19 protein-coding genes are annotated in these 24,818 nt (G+C 47.1%); 7 read left to right on the forward strand and 12 right to left on the reverse strand.

Features of this window, described 5'->3' with window-relative positions; translation table 11 throughout:
- Window positions 1-59 precede the first annotated feature (59 nt).
- Together kynU and ACN0RF_RS06175 are read right to left on the reverse strand one after the other, a co-directional pair.
- Window positions 60-1,307, reverse strand: coding sequence for a kynureninase (gene kynU / locus ACN0RF_RS06170; protein WP_417438389.1), 1,248 nt, complete (start codon window positions 1,305-1,307; stop codon window positions 60-62).
- Window positions 1,304-2,143, reverse strand: a complete 840-nt coding sequence (locus ACN0RF_RS06175; protein WP_417438390.1) for an alpha/beta hydrolase family protein — start codon at window positions 2,141-2,143, stop codon at window positions 1,304-1,306. Before ACN0RF_RS06175 ends, kynU begins: the two co-directional genes overlap by 4 nt.
- 189 nt (window positions 2,144-2,332) lie before the next feature.
- On the opposite strand from ACN0RF_RS06175, the gene ACN0RF_RS06180 reads away from it, so the two are divergent.
- Window positions 2,333-4,690 carry a TonB-dependent receptor gene (locus ACN0RF_RS06180; protein ID WP_417438391.1) on the forward strand — a complete coding sequence of 786 codons (2,358 nt, stop codon included), beginning with the start codon at window positions 2,333-2,335 and terminating at the stop codon, window positions 4,688-4,690.
- A gap of 66 nt (window positions 4,691-4,756) precedes the next feature.
- Here the strand turns inward: ACN0RF_RS06180 and ACN0RF_RS06185 are convergent, their stop codons facing one another.
- The 3 genes from ACN0RF_RS06185 to ACN0RF_RS06195 form a co-directional block, all read right to left on the reverse strand.
- Window positions 4,757-6,451 carry an alkaline phosphatase D family protein gene (locus ACN0RF_RS06185; RefSeq protein ID WP_417438392.1) on the reverse strand — a complete coding sequence of 565 codons (1,695 nt, stop codon included), beginning with the start codon at window positions 6,449-6,451 and terminating at the stop codon, window positions 4,757-4,759.
- Window positions 6,452-6,541: 90 nt separating this feature from the next.
- Entirely contained in the window at window positions 6,542-7,813 is a 1,272-nt protein-coding gene (locus ACN0RF_RS06190) for a mechanosensitive ion channel family protein (RefSeq protein ID WP_417438393.1), read from the reverse strand.
- Complete coding sequence (locus ACN0RF_RS06195; protein ID WP_417438394.1) at window positions 7,810-8,298, reverse strand: DUF962 domain-containing protein; 489 nt, start codon at window positions 8,296-8,298, stop codon at window positions 7,810-7,812. The genes ACN0RF_RS06190 and ACN0RF_RS06195 overlap by 4 nt, the downstream gene beginning before the upstream one ends.
- A gap of 168 nt (window positions 8,299-8,466) precedes the next feature.
- Here ACN0RF_RS06195 and ACN0RF_RS06200 point away from each other — a divergent pair, with 168 nt between their 5' ends.
- The 3 genes from ACN0RF_RS06200 to ACN0RF_RS06210 all read left to right on the forward strand — a co-directional run bounded on the left by ACN0RF_RS06200 (window position 8,467) and on the right by ACN0RF_RS06210 (window position 12,752).
- A complete protein-coding gene (locus ACN0RF_RS06200) occupies window positions 8,467-10,386 on the forward strand; it encodes a hypothetical protein (RefSeq protein ID WP_417438395.1) in 1,920 nt (639 codons plus the stop codon).
- 145 nt (window positions 10,387-10,531) lie between these two features.
- Window positions 10,532-12,085, forward strand: coding sequence for a methyl-accepting chemotaxis protein (locus ACN0RF_RS06205; RefSeq protein WP_417438396.1), 1,554 nt, complete (start codon window positions 10,532-10,534; stop codon window positions 12,083-12,085).
- 85 nt (window positions 12,086-12,170) lie between these two features.
- Entirely contained in the window at window positions 12,171-12,752 is a 582-nt protein-coding gene (locus ACN0RF_RS06210; RefSeq protein ID WP_417438397.1) for a gamma-glutamylcyclotransferase, read from the forward strand.
- Here the strand turns inward: ACN0RF_RS06210 and ACN0RF_RS06215 are convergent.
- Window positions 12,733-14,994 (reverse strand): EAL domain-containing protein, encoded by a 2,262-nt coding sequence (locus ACN0RF_RS06215; RefSeq protein WP_417438398.1) that lies wholly within the window; start codon window positions 14,992-14,994, stop codon window positions 12,733-12,735. The two genes, ACN0RF_RS06210 and ACN0RF_RS06215, sit on opposite strands and share 20 nt — an antisense overlap.
- Complete coding sequence (locus ACN0RF_RS06220) at window positions 14,994-16,619, reverse strand: EAL domain-containing protein (protein ID WP_417438399.1); 1,626 nt, start codon at window positions 16,617-16,619, stop codon at window positions 14,994-14,996. The genes ACN0RF_RS06215 and ACN0RF_RS06220 overlap by 1 nt, the downstream gene beginning before the upstream one ends.
- A 180-nt stretch (window positions 16,620-16,799) precedes the next feature.
- On the opposite strand from ACN0RF_RS06220, the gene ACN0RF_RS06225 reads away from it, so the two are divergent.
- Window positions 16,800-17,834 (forward strand): AI-2E family transporter, encoded by a 1,035-nt coding sequence (locus tag ACN0RF_RS06225; RefSeq protein WP_034822212.1) that lies wholly within the window; start codon window positions 16,800-16,802, stop codon window positions 17,832-17,834.
- Between the two features lie 21 nt (window positions 17,835-17,855).
- Here the strand turns inward: ACN0RF_RS06225 and cfa are convergent, their stop codons facing one another.
- The 3 genes from cfa to ACN0RF_RS06240 all read right to left on the reverse strand — a co-directional run bounded on the left by cfa (window position 17,856) and on the right by ACN0RF_RS06240 (window position 20,577).
- On the reverse strand, window positions 17,856-18,971 hold the full coding sequence (gene cfa, locus ACN0RF_RS06230) for a cyclopropane fatty acyl phospholipid synthase (protein ID WP_034822214.1): 1,116 nt from the start codon (window positions 18,969-18,971) through the stop codon (window positions 17,856-17,858).
- 75 nt (window positions 18,972-19,046) lie between these two features.
- Window positions 19,047-20,228 (reverse strand): ammonium transporter, encoded by a 1,182-nt coding sequence (locus tag ACN0RF_RS06235; protein WP_417438400.1) that lies wholly within the window; start codon window positions 20,226-20,228, stop codon window positions 19,047-19,049.
- A 10-nt stretch (window positions 20,229-20,238) separates the two neighbouring features.
- Complete coding sequence (locus ACN0RF_RS06240) at window positions 20,239-20,577, reverse strand: P-II family nitrogen regulator (protein ID WP_417438401.1); 339 nt, start codon at window positions 20,575-20,577, stop codon at window positions 20,239-20,241.
- A 221-nt stretch (window positions 20,578-20,798) separates the two neighbouring features.
- Here ACN0RF_RS06240 and ACN0RF_RS06245 point away from each other — a divergent pair, with 221 nt between their 5' ends.
- Both ACN0RF_RS06245 and glpQ read left to right on the forward strand, forming a co-directional pair.
- Window positions 20,799-21,851, forward strand: a complete 1,053-nt coding sequence (locus ACN0RF_RS06245; protein ID WP_417438402.1) for a cysteine synthase A — start codon at window positions 20,799-20,801, stop codon at window positions 21,849-21,851.
- Window positions 21,844-22,863 carry a glycerophosphodiester phosphodiesterase gene (gene glpQ / locus ACN0RF_RS06250; RefSeq protein ID WP_417438403.1) on the forward strand — a complete coding sequence of 340 codons (1,020 nt, stop codon included), beginning with the start codon at window positions 21,844-21,846 and terminating at the stop codon, window positions 22,861-22,863. Before ACN0RF_RS06245 ends, glpQ begins: the two co-directional genes overlap by 8 nt.
- Here the strand turns inward: glpQ and ACN0RF_RS06255 are convergent.
- Together ACN0RF_RS06255 and ACN0RF_RS06260 are read right to left on the reverse strand one after the other, a co-directional pair.
- Window positions 22,838-23,305: a GNAT family N-acetyltransferase gene (locus tag ACN0RF_RS06255; RefSeq protein WP_417438404.1), complete on the reverse strand. Its 468-nt coding sequence runs from the start codon at window positions 23,303-23,305 to the stop codon at window positions 22,838-22,840. The two genes, glpQ and ACN0RF_RS06255, sit on opposite strands and share 26 nt — an antisense overlap.
- Complete coding sequence (locus tag ACN0RF_RS06260) at window positions 23,295-24,755, reverse strand: RimK family protein (RefSeq protein ID WP_417438405.1); 1,461 nt, start codon at window positions 24,753-24,755, stop codon at window positions 23,295-23,297. Before ACN0RF_RS06260 ends, ACN0RF_RS06255 begins: the two co-directional genes overlap by 11 nt.
- Between the last annotated feature and the right edge of the window lie 63 nt (window positions 24,756-24,818).

Here is a 24,818-nt window from a genome sequence, read left to right on the forward strand (position 1 = left end):
TGATAAAAAGATAGTAATGAAAAGCCTCAGCGAATGTATTCGACTGAGGCTTTTTTGTTTCAGGTTACGGTATTACGGCTTTGCCAGCGCGGGTCGAGATATTCTTTAGCTTCAATAACTTGCTTTAACTGCTCAATAGCCTGCCAGATATCCTCAAAGCTGTTGTAAAGAGGGGTAAACCCAAAGCGGATGTAATTTGGGGCACGAAAGTCAGCTATTACACCTCTTTGAATCAGCGCCTGACATAAGCCATAGGCGTGCTCATAACGATACGACAACTGACTGCCTCGCTGTTCCCGTTGCTGTGGAGAAATAAGCTTTAGGCTGCTATCCAGTGCAGCGCCTTCTAACAATTGGTGAAAAACCTCTGTCAGCTGTAAGGATTTTTCTCTTAACTTTTCCATGTCCACATTTTCGAAAGCTTCCAGTGCCGAGTCGACTGCTGCCATAGCGAGAATGGAAGGGGTGCCGGTCAGCATCTGCTGAATGCCGGCAGCGGGCTCGTAGTCTGGTGTGAAATCAAACGGACGGGCATGTCCGAACCAGCCACTTAAAGGCTGACTCATATTTTGATGATGGCGTTTTGCGGCATAAATAAAGGCTGGCGCACCGGGACCGCCATTTAAATATTTATAAGTGCAGCCAACCGCAAAGTCTGCTTCCCAGTCGTCCAGGTATACAGGCATTGCCCCTGCGCTGTGGGCTAAATCCAGAATAACCAGTGCCCCCTGGCAGTGTGCGCTGGTAATAAGTTGTTTAGCGTTAAGTCGTTTTCCGGTTCTGAAGTTCACTTCGGTTGCCAGAACTACTGCGGTTTTATTGTCAATCTGTTGCTCCAGCTCGCTCTCATCAACCAGTTTTAGCTGACAACGGTGCTCACCCACAAACTGCGAAATTCCCTGCACCATGTATAAGTCAGTCGGGAAGTTGTCTTTGGTTGATAACACAATGTTACGGTCGGAATCCTGACGTTGAGCAATGGCCAATGCCGCTGCCAGCGCTTTAAACAAATTAACCGATATTGAGTCACAGCAAATGGTTTGTTCCGGCTGTGCGCCAATAAGGCGGGCAATTTTCTCGCCGACGCTTTGCGGCAGGTTAATCCAGTTATGTTCGTTCCAACTGCTGATAAGATCCTGCGACCACTGCTGCTGGATAACCTGCTGTAAACGGTCTGCCGTTGCTTTGGTCATTGCGCCCAGCGAGTTGCCATCCAGATAAACCCTATTAACCGGCAGCTTAAATTGTTCACGGTGCCGGGCAAAGGGGTCAATGCTGTCGAGTTCTTGTACGTCAGTAAAGTTCATGGTTTTAGCTCTTTGTTCAGTCGCTGAATAATGGCTTCCCACGCAGTTGAGTTTGGGTGTATTAAGTCAAAATGACCTGCGCCTTCAAGTTGTTCTGTCTTTACGTCGAGATCCGCAGTTTGGCTCATAGGTACAATTTGGTCATCGGTACCCTGCATAAGCCAGGTATTAGCGTGCAGCCTTTGTGCTTTGGGGCTGGCAGCACGGTAATCGTCTTGGCTGGTGTAAGCTGTTTTCATTAAGTTGCTGGCGGCACGGTTGCAACTGCCTTGCGCCTGAGTGTAACTAACCATATCAGTAATAGCGGCCAGACCAATAACAGCGTTTATATTTTCAGTCGAGGGCGTTTCCCGGGTGGTAGCCAGAAGTGCCAGGTGGCCGCCGGCAGAGTGCCCCATAACAGCCACCGGCTGGCCATTGAGCTTTTGCTGTATAAAGTGAATTGCGGTTTTCACGTCATTCAGACTTGCTGGCCATTCTCCGCCTTGCTCTCCCAGACGCCGGTATTCAACAGACCAGATGTTAAAGCCTGCTTTTCTCAATGCACTGCTTGCCGGATTGGTGTGAGTAATATCGTATTCTTTTAACCAGCAACCACCGTGAATAAAAATGACATTAGCGGCCGCGTCGGACTGTTTTGGCGCACTCCAATACTGAATAAACTGAGAGGAATGAGACCCGTAATTGTGGGTGTTATCCGGGCTATCAGAAGGCAGTTCGAGCACTGACTGGAAAGACACTTGTTGCAACGAGTTGTCACCGGCAGAGGCATCAGAAAAAGCCAGGCTGAAAATAACGAGCCCGCACGCAGACAGTTTTGAAGGAAGCTTTAGCAAGTAATACCACCCGTCTTAATGTTTTTAAATATAAAGGATTGGAGACCATACAAGTATTTAGTGGGCGGCTCAACAAAATTGACAGATTAGCAACAAATGCGTCATTTATTCGTCATCGTATCGTCAACTGACCTCAGTACATTAGCCCGGCGTTAACCATTCACTTTTCACATTAAGGTTTTAAGGGTTATGACTACTCATAAGAAAACATTGGCACTACCGTTTCCAACAAATAAAGTATTAAACTCTGTTATTGCAGCACTTTGTGCGTTAAGTGCACCAGCTGCTTTTGCGCAAGAGGACACATCAGGTGAACTTGAGCGAATTGAAGTTACCGCACAAAAGCGTGTGCAGTCTATTAACGATGTGCCTGCCAGTATCAGTGCGTTTGAAGGCAGCCGTCTGGACGAGCTGGGCTTAAATGAACTGGATATGATTTCAGACCTGACGCCGGGGTTGGTGATTCAGGAGCAAAGCCCGAACAACCCTGGCTTTGTTATTCGCGGTATTACCTCAGACAGCGGATCTGCTCAGGCATCTCCCAGGGTGTCAGTTTATTATAACGGAGTGGATGTATCACGCTCACGTGGCTCCTACTTTGAATTGTTCGATATAGAACGTGTAGAAGTGGTTAAAGGCCCGCAGGCAACATTATTCGGTACGGCGGCATCGGTTGGCGCTATCAGTGTTATAACCCGTAAGCCTGAAGCGGGTTTCTCTGCCGAAATTAGCGCTGGTGCGGGAAATGAATCTCAGAAACGGCTGGGTGGTTTCATTAACGGCGGCAGTGACTTAGTGAGTGGACGCCTGGCGTTCAGTTACCGTGAACGTGACGGATTTATTGAGAACATTGCGTCGGGTCAGGACGACATGAACGGCATTGACAGACAAGCCTTACGTGGTTCGCTTCGTTTTCAGCCCAGCGATACGGTAACTGCTGACTTAATTTACAGTTACGAGAAAAACGAAGATACCGGAACCTCATTTAAAAATGGTATTTTCGCACCAACCGGCGGCGACACCAGCCCCTACAGTTTTGTTGAAATGACCGGCAGTCCTTACTCGGCCTCGGTACTAGGTCGCGAAAAACTGGGTCTGGACAGAACCGTCGATGACATGAATTTAACCGTAGACTGGACCATTAGTCCGCGCTTAAGCTTTACCTCGGTGAGTGGCTACCGCAGCTTCGACTCACTGGAGGTGTTTGACGCAGACGGCACTCAGGCCTGGTTCCTGGAGTTTGGTGAAGATGCAGAAGGCGACCAGTTCAGTCAGGAGTTCCGCTTTAACTACGCCGGCGATAATGTCTTAACTCTATGGGGCATTAATTACTTCACAGAAGACGGCAGCCAGCGTGTACCCTTTAGCACCGAAGAATCTATTTTCCTGAACTGCGCCGGGGCTTTACCCAGTGGTTTGCCCTGTATTAATGCCGATGGTTCAGTCAACCAACTGACACCGGTATTAACCGGGGGAGCCTTAGAGGAAATTCCATACGCCGGCGAGTTTACCAACTTTGGCGATAATGAGTCCTGGTCTGCCTTTGTTGACTTCACTTACCAGTTAAACGATAAAACCGAAGTTGCTGCGGGTATTCGTTACGTTTCAGAAGATCGGGAAAGTGGCTTTGCTGCGACCATGCCGAACAGCCAGTTGTTACCTCTGTTAGGTCTGCCAACACAAACCTTGTTGCCGACTGTTTCAACGGATGGAGAAGTGTTCACTGCTAGTAACAGTTCAGACGCATGGTTGCCTCGCTTTAATATTATTTACAAGCTGAATGACGATAACAACTGGTTTGCAACGGTTTCAAAAGGTCGTCGTTCGGAAGTTGTTGATGTGAGCTCGACTCTTGATGCCGACGGTGAAGCCATAGGGGATTTTGGGTTAATTCCGGCGGAAGTTATCTGGAACTACGAAACCGGCCTTAAAGGAAACTTAACGGAAAACCGTGTACGTTATTCTGCGTCAGTATTTTATCAGGACTATTCAGACTTTCAGGTAACGCTGCAGGACGATTCGGGTAACTTTTACACCGCAAACGCTGGCTCTGCGACGAACTTTGGTGTCGAAACTGAAATTAATGCGAATTTAGGCGCAGGCATTGAGCTATTTGGTCACCTCGCCTATCTGGATGCCAAAATTGATGACGACAGCACCAACGGAAGTTTAGCTGGCAATCGTTTCCGTCTTCAGCCTGAATGGACTTCAAGCCTTGGAGTGATATACGAAGCAGCGCTTTCCAGTCAATACGCATTGCGTGGCTCTGTAGTCGGTACCTATCGGTCAGAAGTATTCTTTGAACCAGAAAATGCACCGGTAGCTGGCCTGGATATCAGTCAGGATTCGGTCTCTTTAGTGAATGCGTCGCTGGGTCTTTATAATGACTCTGCCAACTGGAGTCTGGCACTGAAAGCAACCAACTTACTCGACAAAGAATACCTGGTTGATGCCGGGAATACGGGCGGAAGCTTTGGTAACCCAACCTTTATCTCAGGTCCACCGCGTTTGTTTTATTTAGAGTTTACCAAGAAGTTTGGTATGTAAAACTGCGCTAAAACGAGAAAAGGGAACCTGTGTCATGGTTCCCTTTTTCACTTTATGAGCTAGAAACTAACTTCCCGTGTAGCGCGCTCTGTGCTTATTCACTACCCGATAGTCTTTGCTACGAATCGTATCTACGAACACCCATTCCGCTTCTACCGCGTCCTCGGATGCAAAGAGGTTCATATAACCGCGCTGATGCAGGTTGGTATATTTTAAGTCTTCTATAAGGGTAGGCAATGCTTTGGCCAACTGCTCTGCGGTTTTTGTGTCCAGGCTTAAATAAGCTTCCATTCCCGGAGATGATACCGAAGGCGTGGCAAACTCCACCCCAATATGAGCTCCATCTGAACTACGCAGTTCGCTGTGCCACGCGTTGTGAGTGTCACCGGCAATAACCACCAATTGTTTATTGGCTTTTTGCGCGGCTCGGTAGAGCATTTCCCGTTCAATGGGGTAACCGTCCCATGCGTCAAGGTTATAGGGAGTAACCTGAGTGACCATGGCCTGTTGCTGTGCTGTTAGTTCTTCGCCGTTCTGCAGGCGCTTTTTAAGCTCCGCTATTTGTAACAACAGTGGTGTGACTTTACTGCGGTCATCGGCCGCAAATGCAGCGGCGGGGAAGTTCATTTTCCCCATAAGCAATTGTTGCCCCAGAACTTGCCAGCGCGCTGAGCTGTTATTCAGTTTATCAACCAGCCACTGTAACTGCTTCTTGCCCATGATACTGCGGTCGGCAGACATGTCTTGCTGGAATTTTTCGGTGTTGAACTGGCCGCTTTCTGCGTCGCGGTAGTCATCATAATTCAGTTGTTTGTCACGCCCGATAATGCGGGTATCCAGCATGATCAAATCGACTAAGTCACCGAATTTAAAGTCCCGGTAAATAGTGAGGTTGGCTTCGCCCTGTGGTGGACGAATAGGCAGCCATTCATAGTAAGCCTGAACCGCGGCTGCGCGTCTTTCAATAAAGCTGCCTTCATCTTCCTGGTGGTTCTCGGCGCCGTTTTTCCAGGTGTCATTACTAATTTCATGGTCGTCCCAAACGGCAATAAAAGGGGCGTGTGCGTGCAGCGCCTGTAACCCTTCGTCGGTGCGGTAAAGCGCGTAGCGGCGACGATAATCAGTCAGGGTAAAAAGTTCGGTACTATTGTTTTCGGGTAAGCCGCGGCCAATTTCTTGCGAACCTTCGGTGGCGTAACCGCCAGCTCCATATTCGTAAATGTAGTCACCTAAATGAATGACCGCATCAATAGAGTCGTCCTTTGCCGCTTCGGTGTATGGATTAAAGTAACCGGCGGGGTAATTAGAGCAGGAAAAAACCGCAAATTTCAGTGGTCTTAAGCCAGATTCAGGAAGCGTTTGTGTTTTACCGGAGGGGCTTTTGCTGTTCTTACCTAAAAAACGGTAGTAGTAACGCTGGTTTGGCGATAATTGGGTAACGTCGACTTTGACTGTGTAGTCTCTGCTGGCGCTTGTTGTGGCCGTTCCGGAGCGAATGATACTTGAAAAGTTTTCATCGGCGGCCAGTTCCCAGCCCAGCGTTACTTGTTTTTCTGTGCTATTTTCCGGCACGGCGCGAGTCCACAACAAAATGGCGTTTGAAGTTGGATCGCCACTGGCTACGCCATGGTCAAACTTGACGGAACTGCGCTCACTGGCTTTGCCAATACTTGCACAGCCCTGTAATGCGGTTGATACGGTGACTGCTGCGCCCGTTGCTGCAAATAGCTTTAAAAAGTCACGTCGATTAAATTGCTTCACTGTTTTACTCCATGCATTTTCCCAGAGTAAAAGAAATTACTCCGCAAACATGAAGACTTAATGACAGTAAAGTGTTAGTTCAGTCTTAACTTATTCATCATCACTTTTGGGTTTAAGCTCAAGCGTTTGTACCGCTGAGCGAACGTCCTGCCCTGAAGTTTCCTGAAAAACTTGTAAGTCAAATTGTGGCAGTATGGCAAACAAGTGATCAAAAATGTCGGACTGAATACCTTCGTAAATTTCCCACGCGGTATCGTTACTAAAGCAGTAGACTTCAACGGGCAAACCCTGAGGCCCCGGGTTTAACTGACGAACCATTAAGGTCATTCCTTCGTGTATGTCGGGTCTCTGCTTAAGGTATTGTTTTACATAAGCGCGGAAGGTGCCAATATTGGTTACCTGACGTCCGTTTATAGGGTCGAAACCTTTTTTCTCCAACCCGGCGTTCCACTCCGTTATGTCTTTTTCTTTTTGTTCCAGATAATCGGTAAGTAGCGAGAAACGTTTTAGTTTTTTCTTTTGCTCAGCGGACAAAAAGTGAATACTGTTCTGGTCAATATATAACGCTCGTTTTATACGACGTCCACCGCTTTCCTGCATGCCCCGCCAGTTTTTAAACGACTCGGAAATAAGACGTTTGGTAGGGATGTTGGTAATGGTTTTATCCCAGTTTTGTACTCTCACCGTATGTAATGCCACATCAATGACATCGCCGTCAGCGTTTAACTGGGGCATTTCAATCCAGTCGCCAACACGAAGCATGTCATTAGACGAGAGCTGAATACTGGCGACCAGTGACAGAATGGTGTCCTGAAATACCAGCATGGCAACCGCACCCATGGCACCAATTCCTGATAGCAGAATAACCGGAGAGCGGTCCAGCAATGAGGCAATAATGAGAATAGTCGCCACCACATAGACCACTATTTTCGCAATTTGCAGATAACCTTTTATGGGTTTTGTGTGTGCGTCAGGCTGCCGACTGTATATTTCGTTAACGCTGGTCATGGCTGCGCTGAACGAACGCGCCAGAGTCAGTATAAGGTAAGCAATACTGATGTTACGTATGATGGTGGTGGCGGTTTCCGGTAGCTCGGGCACCAAATAAATACCGCCGGACAACACTAACGCAGGAACGACCTGAGCCAGGCGGCTGACAATAACGCGAATGCCTATGCCCGGATCACTGCCTAACTGGGTTTGGGACAGCAGACGAGAAATACCGCGCAGTAAAACGTGTTTGGTCACAAGCTGAGAAAACCAAACCGCTACAACAAGGAAAAAGCAGGCTCCAATTGTGTAGGCCCAGGGTTGGGTTGCCGCCCAGTCATGAAACCACTGCGGGTAATCCAGTTCCATCATAATTTTTGTTCCACCGCTGCTTTTAAGTCCTTTCTAAAGCCCAACATAAATACGACTTCTGCTACGACGAATAAGGGACCAATGGCTAACCCCATAATATCATCTACAAAAGCCGGTTTGCGCCCTTCAAAATAATGACCGACAAACTGAAATACCCAACCGACAACAAACAGACCAATGCTCCAGCTCAGCCATAAACTGGTTGGTAATGCGGCTATGTCGCGTCCTAACGACAGCGACAGCCATAGCAAAATGGTCATGAGCAAACCGAGTTTGATATCCAGGCGGATATAAAAAATAACCGCCGCCAGAACAACTAAGTTGGCGGGGGTAATCAAAAAGTAGTCCAAGGGTAGCGCAGGCCGTGATAATAAACTAATGATGCCGACAACAATCAGTGGAATACCGACAAGATGAGTCATGACATTCTTACGGTTCCGATGATAAGCCGCATACTGTGCCAGGTGATCAACGATGGTTTTCATAGTCTGTGCCGCTTGATAGCAAAATAGAGGCTTAGATTGCTACGCACATGGCTTGATGTCAATGGAGCTCAATGCTTTCAGGCTTTTATTTTTCTATTGCTCAGCAGTTAACTTACCGCTAACCTAAAGCCTTTATTTTTTATAGGCATATAGAGTAGGGGAAGTTCGGTGGCGTTTGATTACGGTTCGATTGATCTTGGATTAAAAAATCCGTTTAAAACAGAGGGCTTGGTAACCAGTATTCGTGGGGTTGTGCAATCGCTGTTTGGTGTGTATTTGCTGGTAGCAGGAGCTGGTTCTGTAAAGCAAGATCCTATTATGGGGTGGGTGCTGGCTATTTTCGGTATTTCGCTTCTGGCGGTCGGTATAAAAGTACTGAGCGGCGGCATTATGGCTATGCTGCGCTACTTTGTTGGTCGTAATCACCCTACGTCACTGGCTCCTAACTTTAGTAAGTCTGAGCGCAGTACCGCGCAGGAAGAGTCGCGTTATGTTGCTTATAACGATCAGGCTCTGGAAGAAATGCTTATGGGCCGTAAAAACAGCACCTTTATAGAGCCCAAAGGCTTACTGGCGCGAATAGCTCACACGGTATTTCCCAAATTACTCTTTATGCCTTACCCCGTTCGTAATATGGCGCAACGCCTGTTAGGCGCCTGGGTACGTACTCTTACGGCGATGGTTGCGTTTGGCTTTGCTGCTTTTGTGTCCCTGGCTGGTTTTGCCGGAGACGCAGGCGTACTGGCTTTCCCGGTCTACACTGTTTTATTGACGCTTTATATCATGCATGTGTGGAAGGCTGCCGGTAAGGCGATATCCCGTGGGGCGGAGCAGACTATTGACTCTATGGGCAGTGGCGATTTGGTCAAGATTATTGCTTTCGCTTTGTTATTGCCTGTTGTGGTAGGGCTGGTGGTTAGCTGGTGGATGGCTTCAACAGACGTAACGGCGGCAACAGTTGAGCAATATTATGCGGCGTTGCCGGACTTTCATGCGGGTTGGTACTTATTTGGTATTTTTGTTGGCGCTTTAGTTTGCACGGCTGTCACTGTGGTGTTGCTGAAAAGACGTTTAGCCCATGCGAATCCGGTTTCTGAAGTCTCTGAATTAAGGGAAAACTGGCAGGAGTCGGTGCACCCTAAAGAGATTTTTATTAATCTGGACAACCTGGTCATGGCGAACCGTCGTTATCGCGAAGTGCCAAACCGGGTGTATCGTGAACTGGATCCTAACTTGCAGGAACACGTTGACGGCAAAGGTGCCTTTAGTGGCGAGATGATTCAGGAAATTCAGCCTCAGGTAAAACCTATGGGACTGGGCGGGTTATTTGATAAGTCGCGTTTGGTCAGTTTGCTGCTAGGTAATAGTCTGTTCATTATTGGCGTGCTGTTCACCTTTTTCTTAGCCTATGCCGCGGTCGATTTGGTGAGGGTTCTCGACAGCATGAACTATCGGCTGGGGGAAGATACTCCTTATAGCGATTTAATGACGCTGGCAGGCGTGTTTATGACTGCCGTTCACTTCTGCCTTATCGGTTATGTGTTGCGTGCTTTTGCGAGCCTGTCGGCGAATATCGCGCACTTGTTTTATGCGGAGATTCAGTTTGAATCCATGCTTATTTACTTTAAGTGCGAAGGAACCTTTACTGAGTCTAAAATCTCAACAGGTACCGGTATTCACGACAGTACTCGCTCAGAGAATACGCTGGTTCGCAGTAGTATTACTCCCTGGGTTATCGTGTCACGTATTGTATCGACGACTTTTGCCGCTACCGGAATGAAAAACCTGGAGCATCCGCGACACATTCTTGAAATGCACAAATCGGATGATGAAATGGCGTCTATTCGCAAGGATGTTATCGACTTCCTGAAAGACCGCGAGTCTATCGCTTCTATTACCAGCAATCGCGATTTGGGCAATGCCTCACAGATACATCAGTTAAATGAGCAGACCCGGGCCATTCCAACGGACCAGGACAGACTGCAGCAATCACAGTCAAAGACTTCTGATGAAGAGGCCGCTGGTTACCTTCGTCAGCAGGAAGAGCTGGGCTCAGACAACGAGACTGAGAGCGACAAAGATCGTTAATTTCCGCTCTTAAATCCGCAGGCGGGTGCTTTGCCCGTCTGCACCTGCTACCAAGGTCGTAGTGCAGCGTCATAAAGTTTCAAGGAAACTGTTCGATAATTATACATGGTACGTTGCGTTTTTTACGCCTTATGGAAGCAGATAAATGTCCACAGTTGATGTGAAACCTCCTTTGTTGGTAACGGCTTTGGCAATAGTTGCCGGTATTCTTGTCCTATCGTTTGTGCCTTGGCTGTGGCTGCAGTTATTTCTGCAAAGCTTATTATTTATTGTCTTAAGCTGGTTTCATGCCCGTTATTTTCGTGCCGCCAGAGTAGCGGATGATGAAGAGTTCGCCGAGGGGGACGGCACGGATCAGTTGGCCGAAAATTCCGGTAAGAATGCAATAGCAACGGCAGAGCTTAGTTTTGCGATAAGTCGTTTTAAAACTGTTTTGGCGGATATTGTCGAGCGCCTGAAAGAGAGTGTGGATAACTCTTCACGCGTTAGCGAACGGGCGAAGGGCATAGAAAGCTTTTCATCGGAAGTGGCTGTTGCGGCAGAGCAAACCAAGCAGATAAGCCACGAAGGCCGCGAGAAAATACAGCAACTCACCCAGAAAATAGCTTTGGTAGTAGCGGACAGCCGCGAAAGTGCTGAAGCAGTCAGAGGTCTGCAGGCTAAAGCCGATGATATTCGTAAAGTGACCCAGGTTATTGACAGTATTGCTGAACAAACCAACTTGCTGGCGCTGAATGCGTCGATAGAGTCGGCGCGTGCCGGTGAACATGGTCGCGGCTTTGCGGTGGTGGCCGATGAAGTCAGAACGCTGGCCGGACGAACTTCGGATGCAACCGTAGAAGTGAGTAATTTGGTTGAAGCGATTCATAATGAAACCACAGTTGCGGTCAATAATATTGAGCAACTGTCAAAGCACATTGAGCAGCAGTCCGAAACAACCGAGGGCATTGTTGAGCAGTTGGCCAGTATTGTAGAGCAAGCTGAGACGGTGGAGCAGCAACTGCAGAAAATTACCGGGTTAATGGGTGAGAACGCAGACGACCTTTCCCGCAACGGCGAGCTTCTGCATTCTGTAAACTCAGACTTATCGGAACAATACCAACAACTGGATGACGTGAGCGGCCAGGCAGAGCAACTGGAGTTGCAGTCGGAGCAATTATTCGCGCATCTGGTTGAAAATGATGCCGACGCTGAACATAGAGTGATTTACCAGGCCGCAACCGACGCAGCTGAACAAATTGGGCAACGTTTAGAAAAGGCTATTGAGCAAGGCGAGCTGACGTCCGCTCAACTGTTTTCCCGAGACTACCAGGCGGTTCCCGGAACCGAACCGGTGAAATACAAGACACCTTACACGGAGCTTTTCGAGAGTATATTACCTGCTATTCAGGAACCAACTCTGAAGCGGCATGAACACATTATTTACGCTATTGCCACTGACCCGAAAGGCTATGTCGCGCGGCACAACGATGCTTTTAATAAGCCGTTAACGGGTGACCCGAAAAAAGATTTGGTCGGCAACCGTTCGCGTCGGCTATTTAATGATAAAACCGGCGCACGTTGCGGAGCCCACACGCAAACGTTATTGTTACAGACCTACAAACGCGATACCGGCGAGGTTATGCACGACCTATCGGTACCCGTGTACGTAAATGGAAAACATTGGGGCGGCTTCCGTATTGGTTATAAGCCGCTGTAGCCTGACATTCATGTCAGGTGAGATATAGTTCCTGACGTAAACGTCAGGCTACAAAGCACCAAGCGAGAATAGGCAACTGAGCAGTATGTCACACGATACCATTGCAATGAATAAAGAGCGGCAGGATTTAAGCGGTCTGGAGGCTGTCTGGTTATTTGGTTATGGTTCACTGATTTATAAAGTCGACTTTCCGTATCTGGAACGGGCACCTGCTTCAATACAAGGTTGGTCACGACGTTTCTGGCAAGGGTCGCACGACCATCGAGGCACACCGGAAGCTCCGGGCAGAGTACTGACTTTAATAGAGACTCCGGGCGAAGAGTGCACTGGAATGGCCTACAAAGTCTCACCCGATGTATTTGAGCATTTAGATCATCGTGAGAAAAACGGCTACTTAAGGTTTACTACGCCTATGAGTTTTCGTGATGGCAGCCAACAAGAAGGCCTGGTCTATATTGCAACAGAAGACAACGAAGCGTTTCTTGGCGAGGCTACGGCCTCGCAAATCGCCTGCCATATAGCACGCTCATCCGGCCCCAGCGGGCCCAATACCGAATACCTGGTCAAGTTACAGTTGGCGCTACAACAACTGGACGTCAATGACCCGCATATTACTCAGGTTTATGAGGCCTTAATGGCAGACAAGGCTAGCCTCCGTCCTGAGTAAATACGGTGTCGGCGGTTTGCGGTAACTGATAGAGCTCACCCTGCCAGTAATGGCAGCCAAACTCGGCCAGTGTATCTAACTGAGTTTGCTTTTCTACGCCTACCGCCTGTACTTCCAGCCCCAGTTCCGAGGTCATTCGAATAACCGCTCGTACCAAGTCGCGCGAGCGCTCGTTAGTATCAAGGTCGCGAATAAATTCTTTTTCTATTTTAATTTTACTCACCGGCATATTTTTCAAATGCAGCATACTGGCAATACCTTTGCCGAATCGGTCAATCACCAGAGTTATACCAAGCTTATGTAACTTCTCAATAATTTCCAGAGTGTGCGGCAGCGGTTCTTGTAGGCTGCTTTCACTTAAATCAAATTCAAGCTTTTCCGCTAGCTCCGGCTCGTGTTTAATTAACTGGCTGACTGTCTGATAAAGCTTCTGTGAAATTTGCTCGGTTGCCAGATTAATACCGATTTTCCCCGGAACCGTGTGCTGCTCCTGCCACAGGTCAACTTGCTCGATAACCTGCTCAACCACCCATACTCCCAAGGTGTCCAACATACCATTGGCATCAAACTGCGGCAGGAACTGGTCGGGCTTTAATGAACCAAGGTCGGGGTGTTCCCAACGTAGCAATGCTTCAACGCCTACTACCTGTTTTTTCATGTTGAGTACGGGTTGATAAACTAATTGCATTTGCTTGGTTTGCAATACGCTGCGGACATCTTCATCTAACTGGATTTCATCGTAAGAGCGGGTTTCCAGCTCTTGTTTAAAGTAAGTGGTGTTCTCGTTATGCTCGTCTTTTGCTGAGTTCATGGCCAGACTGGCTTGATCAAGAAGCCTTTTGGCATCGTGACCATCCAGAGGATAAACACTCGCACCAATGCTGGCGCTTAATTGAATTTGTTGCCCACTAGTATCCAACACGAAAGGGCGTTCATAAGCTTGTCGAATCTGTAAAATAATTCTTTGTATGTCGATATATTCGACCACCTGATTTAAAACGATAGCAAACTCATCGCCCCCAAGGTTATATAACTTAGTACCAAAGGGGGTGACGTCTTTTAATCGTTGAGTGAGTCGTTGCAGTATTTTATCCCCAACGTGATGACCGTACTTATCGTTTACTTTGTGAAAATGGTTAATATTCATGACTAAAACGGCGGCTAAGCGATCACTGGCTAATTCATCCAGTAATTTGGAGAGATCCAATGCCAGAGAATTCGAGTTGGGTAAACCGGTTAAGTCATCGGAAAAAGCGAGTTTCTCTAGCTGCCGCTGTTGCTGCTTCATTCGAGTTATATCACTTAACGTGGCAATATAGGCAGCTTGCTCTGAAAAGCCGGAAACAGCTTCACGAATCGTCAGAATCGCAGAATAACGCTTTTTCTCTGCATTACGTCCAACGATAAGGATACTCTGATTAGTGGGGAAGTGACTTTTGAGATCGTCAATATTGGCTGTTGTAAGCAGTTCTTCTAGTTTTGAACCAAGGCATATTGACTCTTTTAGTCCCGATATCTCTGTGAATGGAGCGTCCACATTAATTACTCTGTGATGTTGGTCGAGCAATGCAATACCCGACAAGACACCGTGTTCTGGTACAGCCGTTGAACTTAAGCGGGAGTTATCAGTATAGTCAGCAGAGATATTCGTCCATGAGCCTTGAAAGCAAAGAGGGCGTTTACCGGTGCGAAGTAACTCGTCTCGAACCCATACATAATAGCCTTGTTTATGACGGAAACGATACTCAAGAACAAACTGTTCTTCCTCAAGACCTCTTAAAGCGGTTGTTTTAGTCATTTGAAGGTCATTCGGGTGAATGTTTCTTAACCACCAACCAGGGACTTTTATCTCATCTGCTGAATAGCCCATAATGCGTTTGCAGTTGGGGCTCACCCAGTCGACGCGAGAGTCCGATTCATATGCACGAATCTCATAATGAACGGTAGGGCTATTACCTAGGTATTTATACAGCAGTTCACGCGACTTCTTTAATCTTAAAACCCAAATGCGAGTATAAAGAATTAGAGAGACGATTGATAAAGCAACAATTCCCCAAGGCCTAGATTGAGCTAAGTTATACTCAACATCGGGTTCTAAAATAATATGGGAAGTGAGGGCATCTATACCAAAATACCAAATAAGAATGGCTAAGGTATAACAAAACACCAGAATCATTTCTGGACGATAAAAGAAAAGCTGATACCATTTTTTCCGTGTGTTTATTTCTAATTTGTCTTTCATTACCTTATCCGTGCCCATGGTATTTCTGATTTTTTCAATGACTTACTCAGAATGGAGCCTTGTAATTCTTCACATCCTATTTGTTTTAATAAAAGGAGTTTTGCTCGATCGTTAATTCCTGTGGCTATGGTTGTTAAGCCGCGCGCCCGCGCCATTTTGACCATTGAAGCCAGCTCCCTTTTTTGATCACTATGAGATGTTGCTTTTTGAACCAGCTCTTCAGATAACTTTACAGCATCGACCGGGAGTACGAAAAGTGATTGTATTGTTGAGCGGCCTTCTCCAAAGTTAGCTGCGATGACATTGCAGCCAACGCTGCGTAACCTTTCCAGATAACGTTTGGCTTTATCGGAAAGTGACATTAGAGCACGCTCACTGACTTCAATATTAATGTTCTGAGCCGGAAACTTTGTCTCTTGAAGTTCGTGTGCCAATATATTGAGTACGACAGGGTCAACGACATCATTAATAGTGATATTAATAGAGATTCGTACAGTTACTTTTTGTTTTTGCCAAATTTTCAAATCTTTAAAGGTTCGTTGAATCATCCAGGATGTGAATTGTTGGGTTAAAGATGCCTCTTCTATCATTGGTTTGAATTCGTTTAAGCTCATGTCTCCCCGTTTGGGGTGTACCCATTTGGCTGAAACCTCCAGTACGGAAAAGTAACCGGAGCTTGTGTTCAGTCTAGGTTGATAATATAGCTGGACACTGTTGTTTTTCATTGCTTCACTAAACTGACGAGAAAACGTGACCTCCTCAATTTGATCGATAGCACCATTTTGCTCCAGAAATGAGAATTGCTGCTTTTTCTGTAAGGCGTTAAAAGCGTGCGACTGGGCTTCATCGAATATTTTTTGATGGTCTTCTTTAAGTTGTTCCTTTTTTACCCGAAGCACACCGGCAGCGCTGTCCATTTGATAAGAAACACCGTCAACTACTATGGGTTTCTCCAAAAAGCTTTCTATTTTTTGTTGCAGCTCTTTGGTGTTTTGTTCTGAGTCAGCGCTTACACCAACTAATTCATCTTTTGATGTTTGTCCAACATGGACTTTATCTCCAAGCAGCTTTTTCAGCTGTATGGCCATTTGCTTTACAAGTTCGTTGGCTTTTTCGGTTCCTACTTGTTGCTGAATTTTTTCCATATTCTGCAAGCGGAAGTTAAAAATATCGATAATGTCATCTGGGGCTCCTTCCTTACTATGACCTATCGTTTTCAACTGTTCTAGTAATGCATAAATGTTAGGCAGGTCTGTGCCCTGATATTTTAATTTCGCACTTTTTTCGGCGCCGTTAAGCTCTTTTACCACTCTTGCGATAATCCCAGCTATTGTCGCTATGAGAGTGTAAGCCAGTAAGCGGAGAATCCAGCCTGCAGCAATTTCGTGGTTACTAATTAGCGAGTCTGAATCTGAAAACGAAAATGGACTTAGTAATACGCCACACATAAGACCCGCCAGAGCGCCTATGCGAGGACCCAGTAATAGACCAGATAACATTAAGGGAAAGTAGAGCAAATGTTCGTAAAGGTTTGGTAGACCGCCTGTGATTTCTATGACCCGGATAATAGCCGCTATAAGAATGGCGAGCACAAAGCCGATAAATACCTGTTTTTCGGCATTCATTTTTGTAAAGCTAATTAAACTTTCTTTGCACCAGTTGGCAAAGCTGTATGGGTCGTCTGATTTAGGCATTTATTCTTATCAGTTGTGATAAATTAGGCAGTTAGCTATCTTGAGATTGTTATCAATCGTAGCTTCTGTCAAGTCTTTAAGTCGAGAATCATTAATATCAAGGAACGAGTTATGCGGGAATCTTTAGAGCGGCGGGCATTTTTACTAACAATGGTGTTAGTCAGTATCGCCTTTGCCTGGGTACTTATACCGTTTTGGGGCGCCATTTTTTGGGCTTGTGTGGTGGCTGTTATTTTTTATCCGCTACAACAAAAACTGAAAAAGAAATTTGGAGACAAACCCAATCGGGCAGCTCTTGTAACTTTGCTAATTGCCTTGGTTATAGTGGTGATTCCGGGACTGGGGATTTCATATTCCTTCGTGCAGGAAGGTGTCAGCTTTTATCAGCGTCTGGACGAAGGCAAAATTAACCCAGGTAAGCTCTTTGATGATGTTCAAAAAGCCTTTCCGATTATTAGTGACTTGCTTTCTCAGTTTGATATTAAAGCCAGCGACGTGCGGGAAAAAATATCTTCGGGCGCAGCCAGCGGCAGTAAATTCTTAGCTGAAGAGGCTTTAGCCTTTGGTCAGAATACTTTTTCTTTTCTTATCAGTCTGGGGTTGATGATTTATCTAACCTTTTTTCTGCTAAGAGACGGGCAGTCTTTAATTAACCTGATGGTAAAAGCCTTGCCTCTGGGCGATGAGCGCGAGCGCCTGCTTTTTAGTAAGTTTGCCGGTGTGACCCGGGCGACAGTGAAAGGAAACATTGTTGTTGCTATAGTTCAGGGGGCACTGGGGGGCATAATTTTCGCCTTGCTGGGTATTCCGGGTGCCCTGCTATGGGGTGTGGTTATGGCCTTCTTGTCGTTAATTCCGGCGGTTGGTGCCAGTTTGGTATGGTTACCGGTATCTATTTATTTGTACGCGACAGGCAGCTGGATAGCCGCCACCATACTCGTTGCCTACGGCGCAATAGTGATTGGCCTGGCCGACAACGTACTGCGCCCAATTCTGGTCGGGCGTGATACTAAGTTACCGGATTATCTGGTGCTGTTTTCTACTTTAGGTGGTATGTCGTTGTTTGGTATTACCGGCTTTGTTTTAGGGCCGCTGATTGCAGCCCTGTTTTTGGTCTTCTGGAATATCTTTATGACAGAATTTTAGCAGCCGGGTTAATACGGCCTCTTAAAGTTGAGGCCGTAAATATCCTCCAACCCTGCCCTTAGGAGATAACACCCATTGCCACAATTGAATGTCGCGGGCACGGAACGCACCTGCGCAGGACAGTAAATAGTATTTCCACATACGGTAAAATTCGTCATCAAACTGTGACTTAATAGACGGCCAGGCTTTATCGAAGTTTTCAAACCAGGCCATTAAGGTTTTATCGTAATCGGCACCAAAGTTGTGCAGGTCTTCGCAGACAAATTTTTCTTCCAGTGCCGTTCCTATTTGTGAAATAGACGGAATTTCGCCATTCGGGAAAATGTACTTGCTGATCCATGGGTCGGCTGCGGTGTCACTGACATTTTTACCAATAGTGTGCAGCAGGAACAGGCCGTCTTCTTTGGTGCAGCGCAGAGCGACATCCATATAGTCGTCGTAGTTTTTCTGACCGACATGCTCAAACATGCCTAAGCTGATAACGCGGTCAAACTGTTCGTCCAGCTCGCGATAGTCCTGTAGCCGGAACTCTACCGGAAGCCCTTCGCAGCGCTCCTTGCCAAGGGCTACCTGCTCTTTAGAGATAGTGACTCCAACACATTCGACACCGTAGTTTTCAGCGGCATACTGCATGAAGCTGCCCCAGCCACAACCAATATCAAGAACGCGCATGCCAGGCTTCAGTCCCAGTTTTTTACAGCACAGTTCAAGTTTATGTCGTTGTGCTTCATCAACGTTTTTGGCTTTTTCCCAGTAACCACAGGTGTAAACCATACGCTCATCAAGCATGGACTGATAAAGGTCATTGCCCATGTCGTAATGATGCTGACCAACCTCCCAGGCTTTGGATTTACTTTGTAAGTTGAATACTCGGCTTTTTAAGGAATGAAAAATAAGGCGGGCGGGGTTAACTTCATCCTGAATGCCAGAGCGCAGTAGCTGGAAGAAAAACTGGTCAAGCGATTCGGCGTCCCACAAACGAGCCATATAGGATTCACCCAAGCCAAGATTACCGCGCGAAAGTGCCTGATCAAATACGGTTTCATCGTGAACCTGCATATCCCAGGCTCTGTCACCGTTAATGCGGATATCTGCTTTCGCTAAAAGCTCTTCAACATACTCTCGTGATGTCGACATATTTGTTCGCCCATTCCGGAAAATGATGGTTAAAAACGTTATCAAGAATGGGCGAAACTGGCAATAAAGAGCCTTTTACCCGTCTTTTTTCGAGGTAAATTCAGGGTAGGCTTCAACCCCGCAATCGACTTGATCTAAGCCGATATACTCCTGCTCTTTAGTGACACGAATACCCAGTATTAGTTTCAGTATAGCCCAGACAATAAGACTACTGAAAAACACCCAGCAGAAAATGGTACCGACACCGGCTAACTGAATGAGAAAGCTGGCACCGTCATCGCTGATTGGAACCACAAGAGTACCGAAAATACCGACCACACCGTGCACCGAAATAGCACCGACCGGATCGTCAATGTGGAGTTTATCCAGCCCAATAATGGACAGCACGACAATAAGCCCCGCAATAAATCCAATAACGCCGGCAAGCCAGGGCTCCGGAGTGACCGGTTGTGCGGTAATAGCAACCAGACCGGCTAAGGCGCCGTTCAAAATCATGGTTAAATCGGCTTTTTTCCACAGCAGCTTCGTAAACAGCAGCGTGGCGATAGTACCAGCTGCGGCCGAGGTGTTCGTGTTGACCATGGCGCGGGCTATGGCATTGGCGTCGTCAACGGTGCTTAGCGCTAACTGTGAACCGCCGTTAAAACCAAACCAGCCAAACCAGAGAATAAAGGTACCCAGCGCGGCCAGTGGCATATTAGAGCCGGGCAACGCGTTGATACTGCCATCACTCAGGTATTTACCGGAGCGCGGGCCCAGTAAAAGAACCGCGGCAAGTGCCGCTGATGCACCGGTTAAATGCACAATGCTGGAGCCGGCAAAGTCGACAAAGCCCCATTCAGTCAGCATTCCACCACCCCAGGTCCATAAGCCCTGTACCGGATAAATGACTGCACTAAGCACGACGCAAAATACGAGAAAGCTCATGAGTTTCATACGTTCGGCAACGGCACCAGAGACTATCGACATAGCAGTGGCAACGAACACCATCTGGAAGAAAAAATTGGCGTCGGCAGCGTAAGCCGAAGTCGATGGGTCTGGGTACATCACTGAGTAACCGATAACCAGATAGGTAATACAGGCAATAGCGTAGAGCGCGATGTTTTTGGTCAGAATTTCGGTGGTGTTTTTGCTTCTGACCAGACCTGCTTCCAGCATGGAAAATCCGGCGGCCATCCACATAACCAGCGCCCCGGATATAAGTAAGTAAAAGGTGTCTACCGCGAAAGTGAGTTGTTGTAAGTTTTGTGCTTCCATGATGGGCTCCTTAAAGGGCGTCTTGGTCGGTTTCGCCAGTGCGTATGCGAACGCATTGCTCCAGCGGCATAACGAATATTTTTCCGTCGCCGATATTGCCGGTATGAGCCGCGGCAATGACTACTTCCAGAGCTCGTTCGACGGTTTCGTCGGGAACCGCCAGTTCAATTTTCATTTTGGGCAGGAAGTCGACTTGATATTCGGCGCCCCGGTACAGTTCGGTATGCCCCTTTTGACGTCCTACTCCCCGGACTTCTGTCACTGTCAGGCCTTTGCAGCCAATTTCAAACAGCGCTTGCTTCACATCCTCCAGCTTGAAGGGCTTGATTAACGCAATGAGCATTTTCATGGTGCTTTCCTTATTAAAATATTGTTAAGCAACCCTTTTACTTCATGAAGCGTGCCAGAATTTAAATAGCTGATATTTATGGATAAATAATAATTTCGTGATTTTTTTGCACAAAAAACGTGCGCTTCTTCTGTGCAATGCACCAAAAGTGCTATTGAACCAAAAGGGTACAGGGGAGATACTATTTACCTACAGTAGCGAATGATTAAAGGTGCAGTGGCATGAGAGTTGGCGCGCGGCAGAGCGATCTTATCGGGCAGACGGATTTACTTCGTATACCGTCGCTGTCTGATTTAACCGGATGCGATATCTTTATTAAATGTGAGTTCCAGAACCCGGGCGGCTCCATTAAGGATCGCGCGGCTAAGCAACTTATTGATGACGCTATGGAACGCGGTGAATTAAAGCCGGGTATGACGGTGGTTGAAGGTACCGCAGGTAATACCGGTATTGGCCTGGCCGTGGTAGCAAAGTCTTACGGCTTGCGTATGTTAGCGGTCATGCCTAATGACCAGACACCGGAAAAAGAGCGCATGATCCGCTTGCATGGTGGTGAGCTGATGGCGGTTGATCCGGTTCCCTTTAAAAATGAAAACCACTTTTACCATACAGCTCGCCGTTTAGCGGAAGAACGCGATGACTGCTGGTGGGCTAACCAGTTTGAAAACACCAGTAACGCCCGCGCGCACTACCTTCACACTGGCCCCGAAATATGGGAGCAAACCGAAGGGAAAATAGATGTTTTAGTGTCTGTGGCCGGAACCGGTGGCACCATTGGCGGTAACTCGCGTTTCTTAAAAGAGCAGAATCCGGATCTGGATGTTTGGGTGGTTGACCCGGATGGTTCCGGTATCTATGAGTTTTTACGCAGTGGCGAGTATGTGTCGAATGGTGGTTCAATGACTGAGGGCATCGGCATTATGCGGCTAGTCGATAATTTCCGCCAGGCACGTATCGATCACGCGGTTAATTTGCCCGATCAAGATTTAGTCACTTTGTCACGTTATATCCGGGATGAAGATGGTATTGTTCTTGGGAGTAGCTCGGCGCTGAACGTTGCTGGCGCATTGGCTGCGGCTTTACGAAAAGGTCCGGGGCACCGCATTGTGACCTTCTCCTGTGACTTGGGTGAGCGTTCGGTGAGTAAGCTGTACAACCCGGAATATTTGCGCGGACGCGGGTTAAATCCCGACCCGGAACCGATTGACGTATTAATGAAGCGTTATCGCGAGCTTGGCGATAAGGTATTAGAGGTTAACTGGAACAATGACTAAACGTATTTTTGGATGTTTGTTTTTACTGGTAGCAGCAACCGCAGTTCAGGCGCAGGACGAGACGCCGGATGCACCGTTCCATGACCTTAAAGTTCCGCAGTTTCTGGATATTGCGCATCGTGGCGCATCCGGCTATTTACCCGAGCACACTCAGGCCAGCACCGTTATGGCTCATGGTCTGGGAGCAGACTATATAGAGCAGGACGTGCAACTGAGCCGCGATGGCGTTCCGGTGGTTCTGCACGATGAAATTCTGGACCATGTAACCAATGTCTCCGAAGTTTTTCCGGAAAAGCACCGACCCGATGGCAAATACTATGTAGTGGATTTTTCGCTGGAAGAGCTTAAACAGTTAACTATGGTCGCCCGGCATAAAGATTATGAGCTGGTTTACCCTAAGCGGTTTTCTCACCCTGACGTTCAGTTTCCGATACAAACACTGGATGAGGAAATTAAACTGATTCAGGAGCTGAACCGCGTTCGGGATATGTCGACAGGCATTTATGTCGAGATAAAATCTCCGCGCTGGTATCAGCAGCAAGGGTACGACGCGACGGCGGCAGTGATGTCCGTCCTGGCTCACAACGGCTACCACGACAAACGGCCAACACCTATTTATCTGCAGTCGTTTGACCCGGAAGTGTTACGTCGCTTAAAGCGCGAATTTAACTGGGACTTTCCGTTAATTCAGCTGGTGGGTGACAATGAGTGGGGAGAGACTGATATTGATTACAGTGCGATGCGCACCGGTGCCGGGCTGGAGTCAGTAAAAAGCTACGCTGAAGGTGTTGGCTTGTGGATAAATCACGTATTAACCGGAGTATCGGAAAGCGGTGAGCCTGAATGGGACAGTGTTTTAAAGTCAGCGGAAGAGAAAGGTCTGGATGTTCATGTTTATACCTTGCGGGCTGACGACCTACCAAAAGGCGTGGAGTCTCATGCGCAATTACGCCAGTGGTTAAAACATGCTGGCGTAGAAGGTGTATTTACTGACTTTCCGGATAAAAAGTAAAACGCATTTTAAAACCGTCGCTGCCGTCATCGTAGTATTCCGGCAGAATATCGATGGTTTCGAAACCACAGCTTTGATACCAGTGAATAGCGGCCTTGTTGTCGCTTTTCACTTCCAGCGACATAGCATTAGCACCACCGCTCTTCGCCTCGCTCAGTATCTTGTTCATTAGCAAATTACCAACGCCTAACCCTCGAAAACTCTGTGCTACGGCTATGGAGTATAAGCGCCATACTTTGCTGTTACGCCGGGTAAAGGCAATGGCGTACCCGGCTAAATCTTTACCTGAACGAGCTACCCAGCAGTAATTGTGGCTGGACTCAATTATCCGCTTAAAACTGCGACGGCTAATACAGCTGTAATTAAAAGTCGCACGTTCTAAAGAGACTAATTGTTCAAGGTCATTCTTGTCTGCCCGCTCAATGCAAAACTTAGTACTCATCCAGGCGTCGTCCAAAATCAGCCATAATTAGCCGGTACAGTTCATAACCTAAGTGTTTGTCTTCCACACCAGACTCAATTGACGGATTGTCATTAATTTCAATAACCACCGGGCCTTGTGGTGTTTGTTTAATATCCACACCGTACAGGCCGTCGCCAATTAAGCGAGTTGCCTGTAATGCCAGACGCACCACATCTTTAGGAGCCTGATGCACGCCTAAAGTGGCAAAAGAACCGCTTTTACCACGCGAAGAAGACTCGCTGTGGTTATAAATTTGCCAATGGTTACGCGCCATAAAGTACTGACACGCATAAATTGGGCGGTTGTTGAGCACGCCAATTCGCCAGTCGTAGTCGGTTCTCATGTACTCTTGTGCCAGCAGTATAGTGGATTGATTAAAAAGCTCCGTTGCCACTTTTTTAAACTGGGTTAAATCTTCTGCTTTTTCCACGCCAATAGAAAATGAACCGTCAGGAATTTTCAGCACAACCGGGTAACCCAGGCGCTCGCCTATTGCTTCGTAGTCAATTTCTGACTGACTTAACAAGAGTTCTGTTTTTGGTGTCGCCACCTTATGTTTATCCAGTAACTCTTTTAAGAACACTTTATTGGCGCATTTAACAATGGAGTCAGGGTGGTCAAGGACCACCATACCATTGGCTTCGGCTTTTTTCGCAAAGTGATAGGTGTAGTGATTAATACGGGTAGTTTCCCGTATGAACAGCGCATCAAACTCCAGCAAACGATTGAAGTCGTTTGCTGTAATAAGCTCAGCTTCAATATCGGCTTCTTTGGCGGCCTTTATAAACAGTGACAATGCTTTTTTGTCACTGGTCGGAATGGCCTCGTCCGGGTTATACAAAATGGCTAAATCAAAACGGTATTCTTTGCGGGTACGCGCTTTGCGCCACACACGTTTACTGAAATGATCCAGGGAGCTACCAAAAAAGCTTTGTTGTTCGTCCGTTAACTGATTCAGTGCACCGGATGTCAGCTTGTTAATATGCCAGCGACCGTTAAATTCCAGCTCAACTTTTAGAATAGGGCACGGATAGCGCTCAAATATTTGGCGTGCAAAAGAAGCGAGCTCAGGCTGTTCGCACAAACCAAAGCAAATCAGTAGCGAGAGCGACGTTTCGTCACGATTCTGCAAATATTTAGTGAGTGATCGGTCGGCGGTATTAATCAGTAACTGATAATGAGAAAAGTTAGTCAGGTCATTAATAGTCGCAACTGACGGCATAACTCTTTGTCCGCGAGCCTCTGCCAGCAGACTAACGTAGTAGCCCGTTGACAGGTAAGATAAGTCGTTACACAAATTTAAGACATGATAACGACTCTGCAAGTGTGCCGATTGTAAGTATTCACTTGCGGTGAGTAAGCTTTGACTTGGGTAATAAGGCTGCCAGTCGGCGGCGTTATCTATGATAAGGTGAACGTCTTGCTGCATGTCGTAAAGTACTCGGAAGCCGTTAAAAATTATGTAAGTTATTTGCTTATTATTTGCGTAATA

Origin of the sequence: Idiomarina sp., assembly GCF_048260185.1 — a bacterium.
Taxonomy (GTDB): Bacteria; Pseudomonadota; Gammaproteobacteria; order Enterobacterales; family Alteromonadaceae; genus Idiomarina.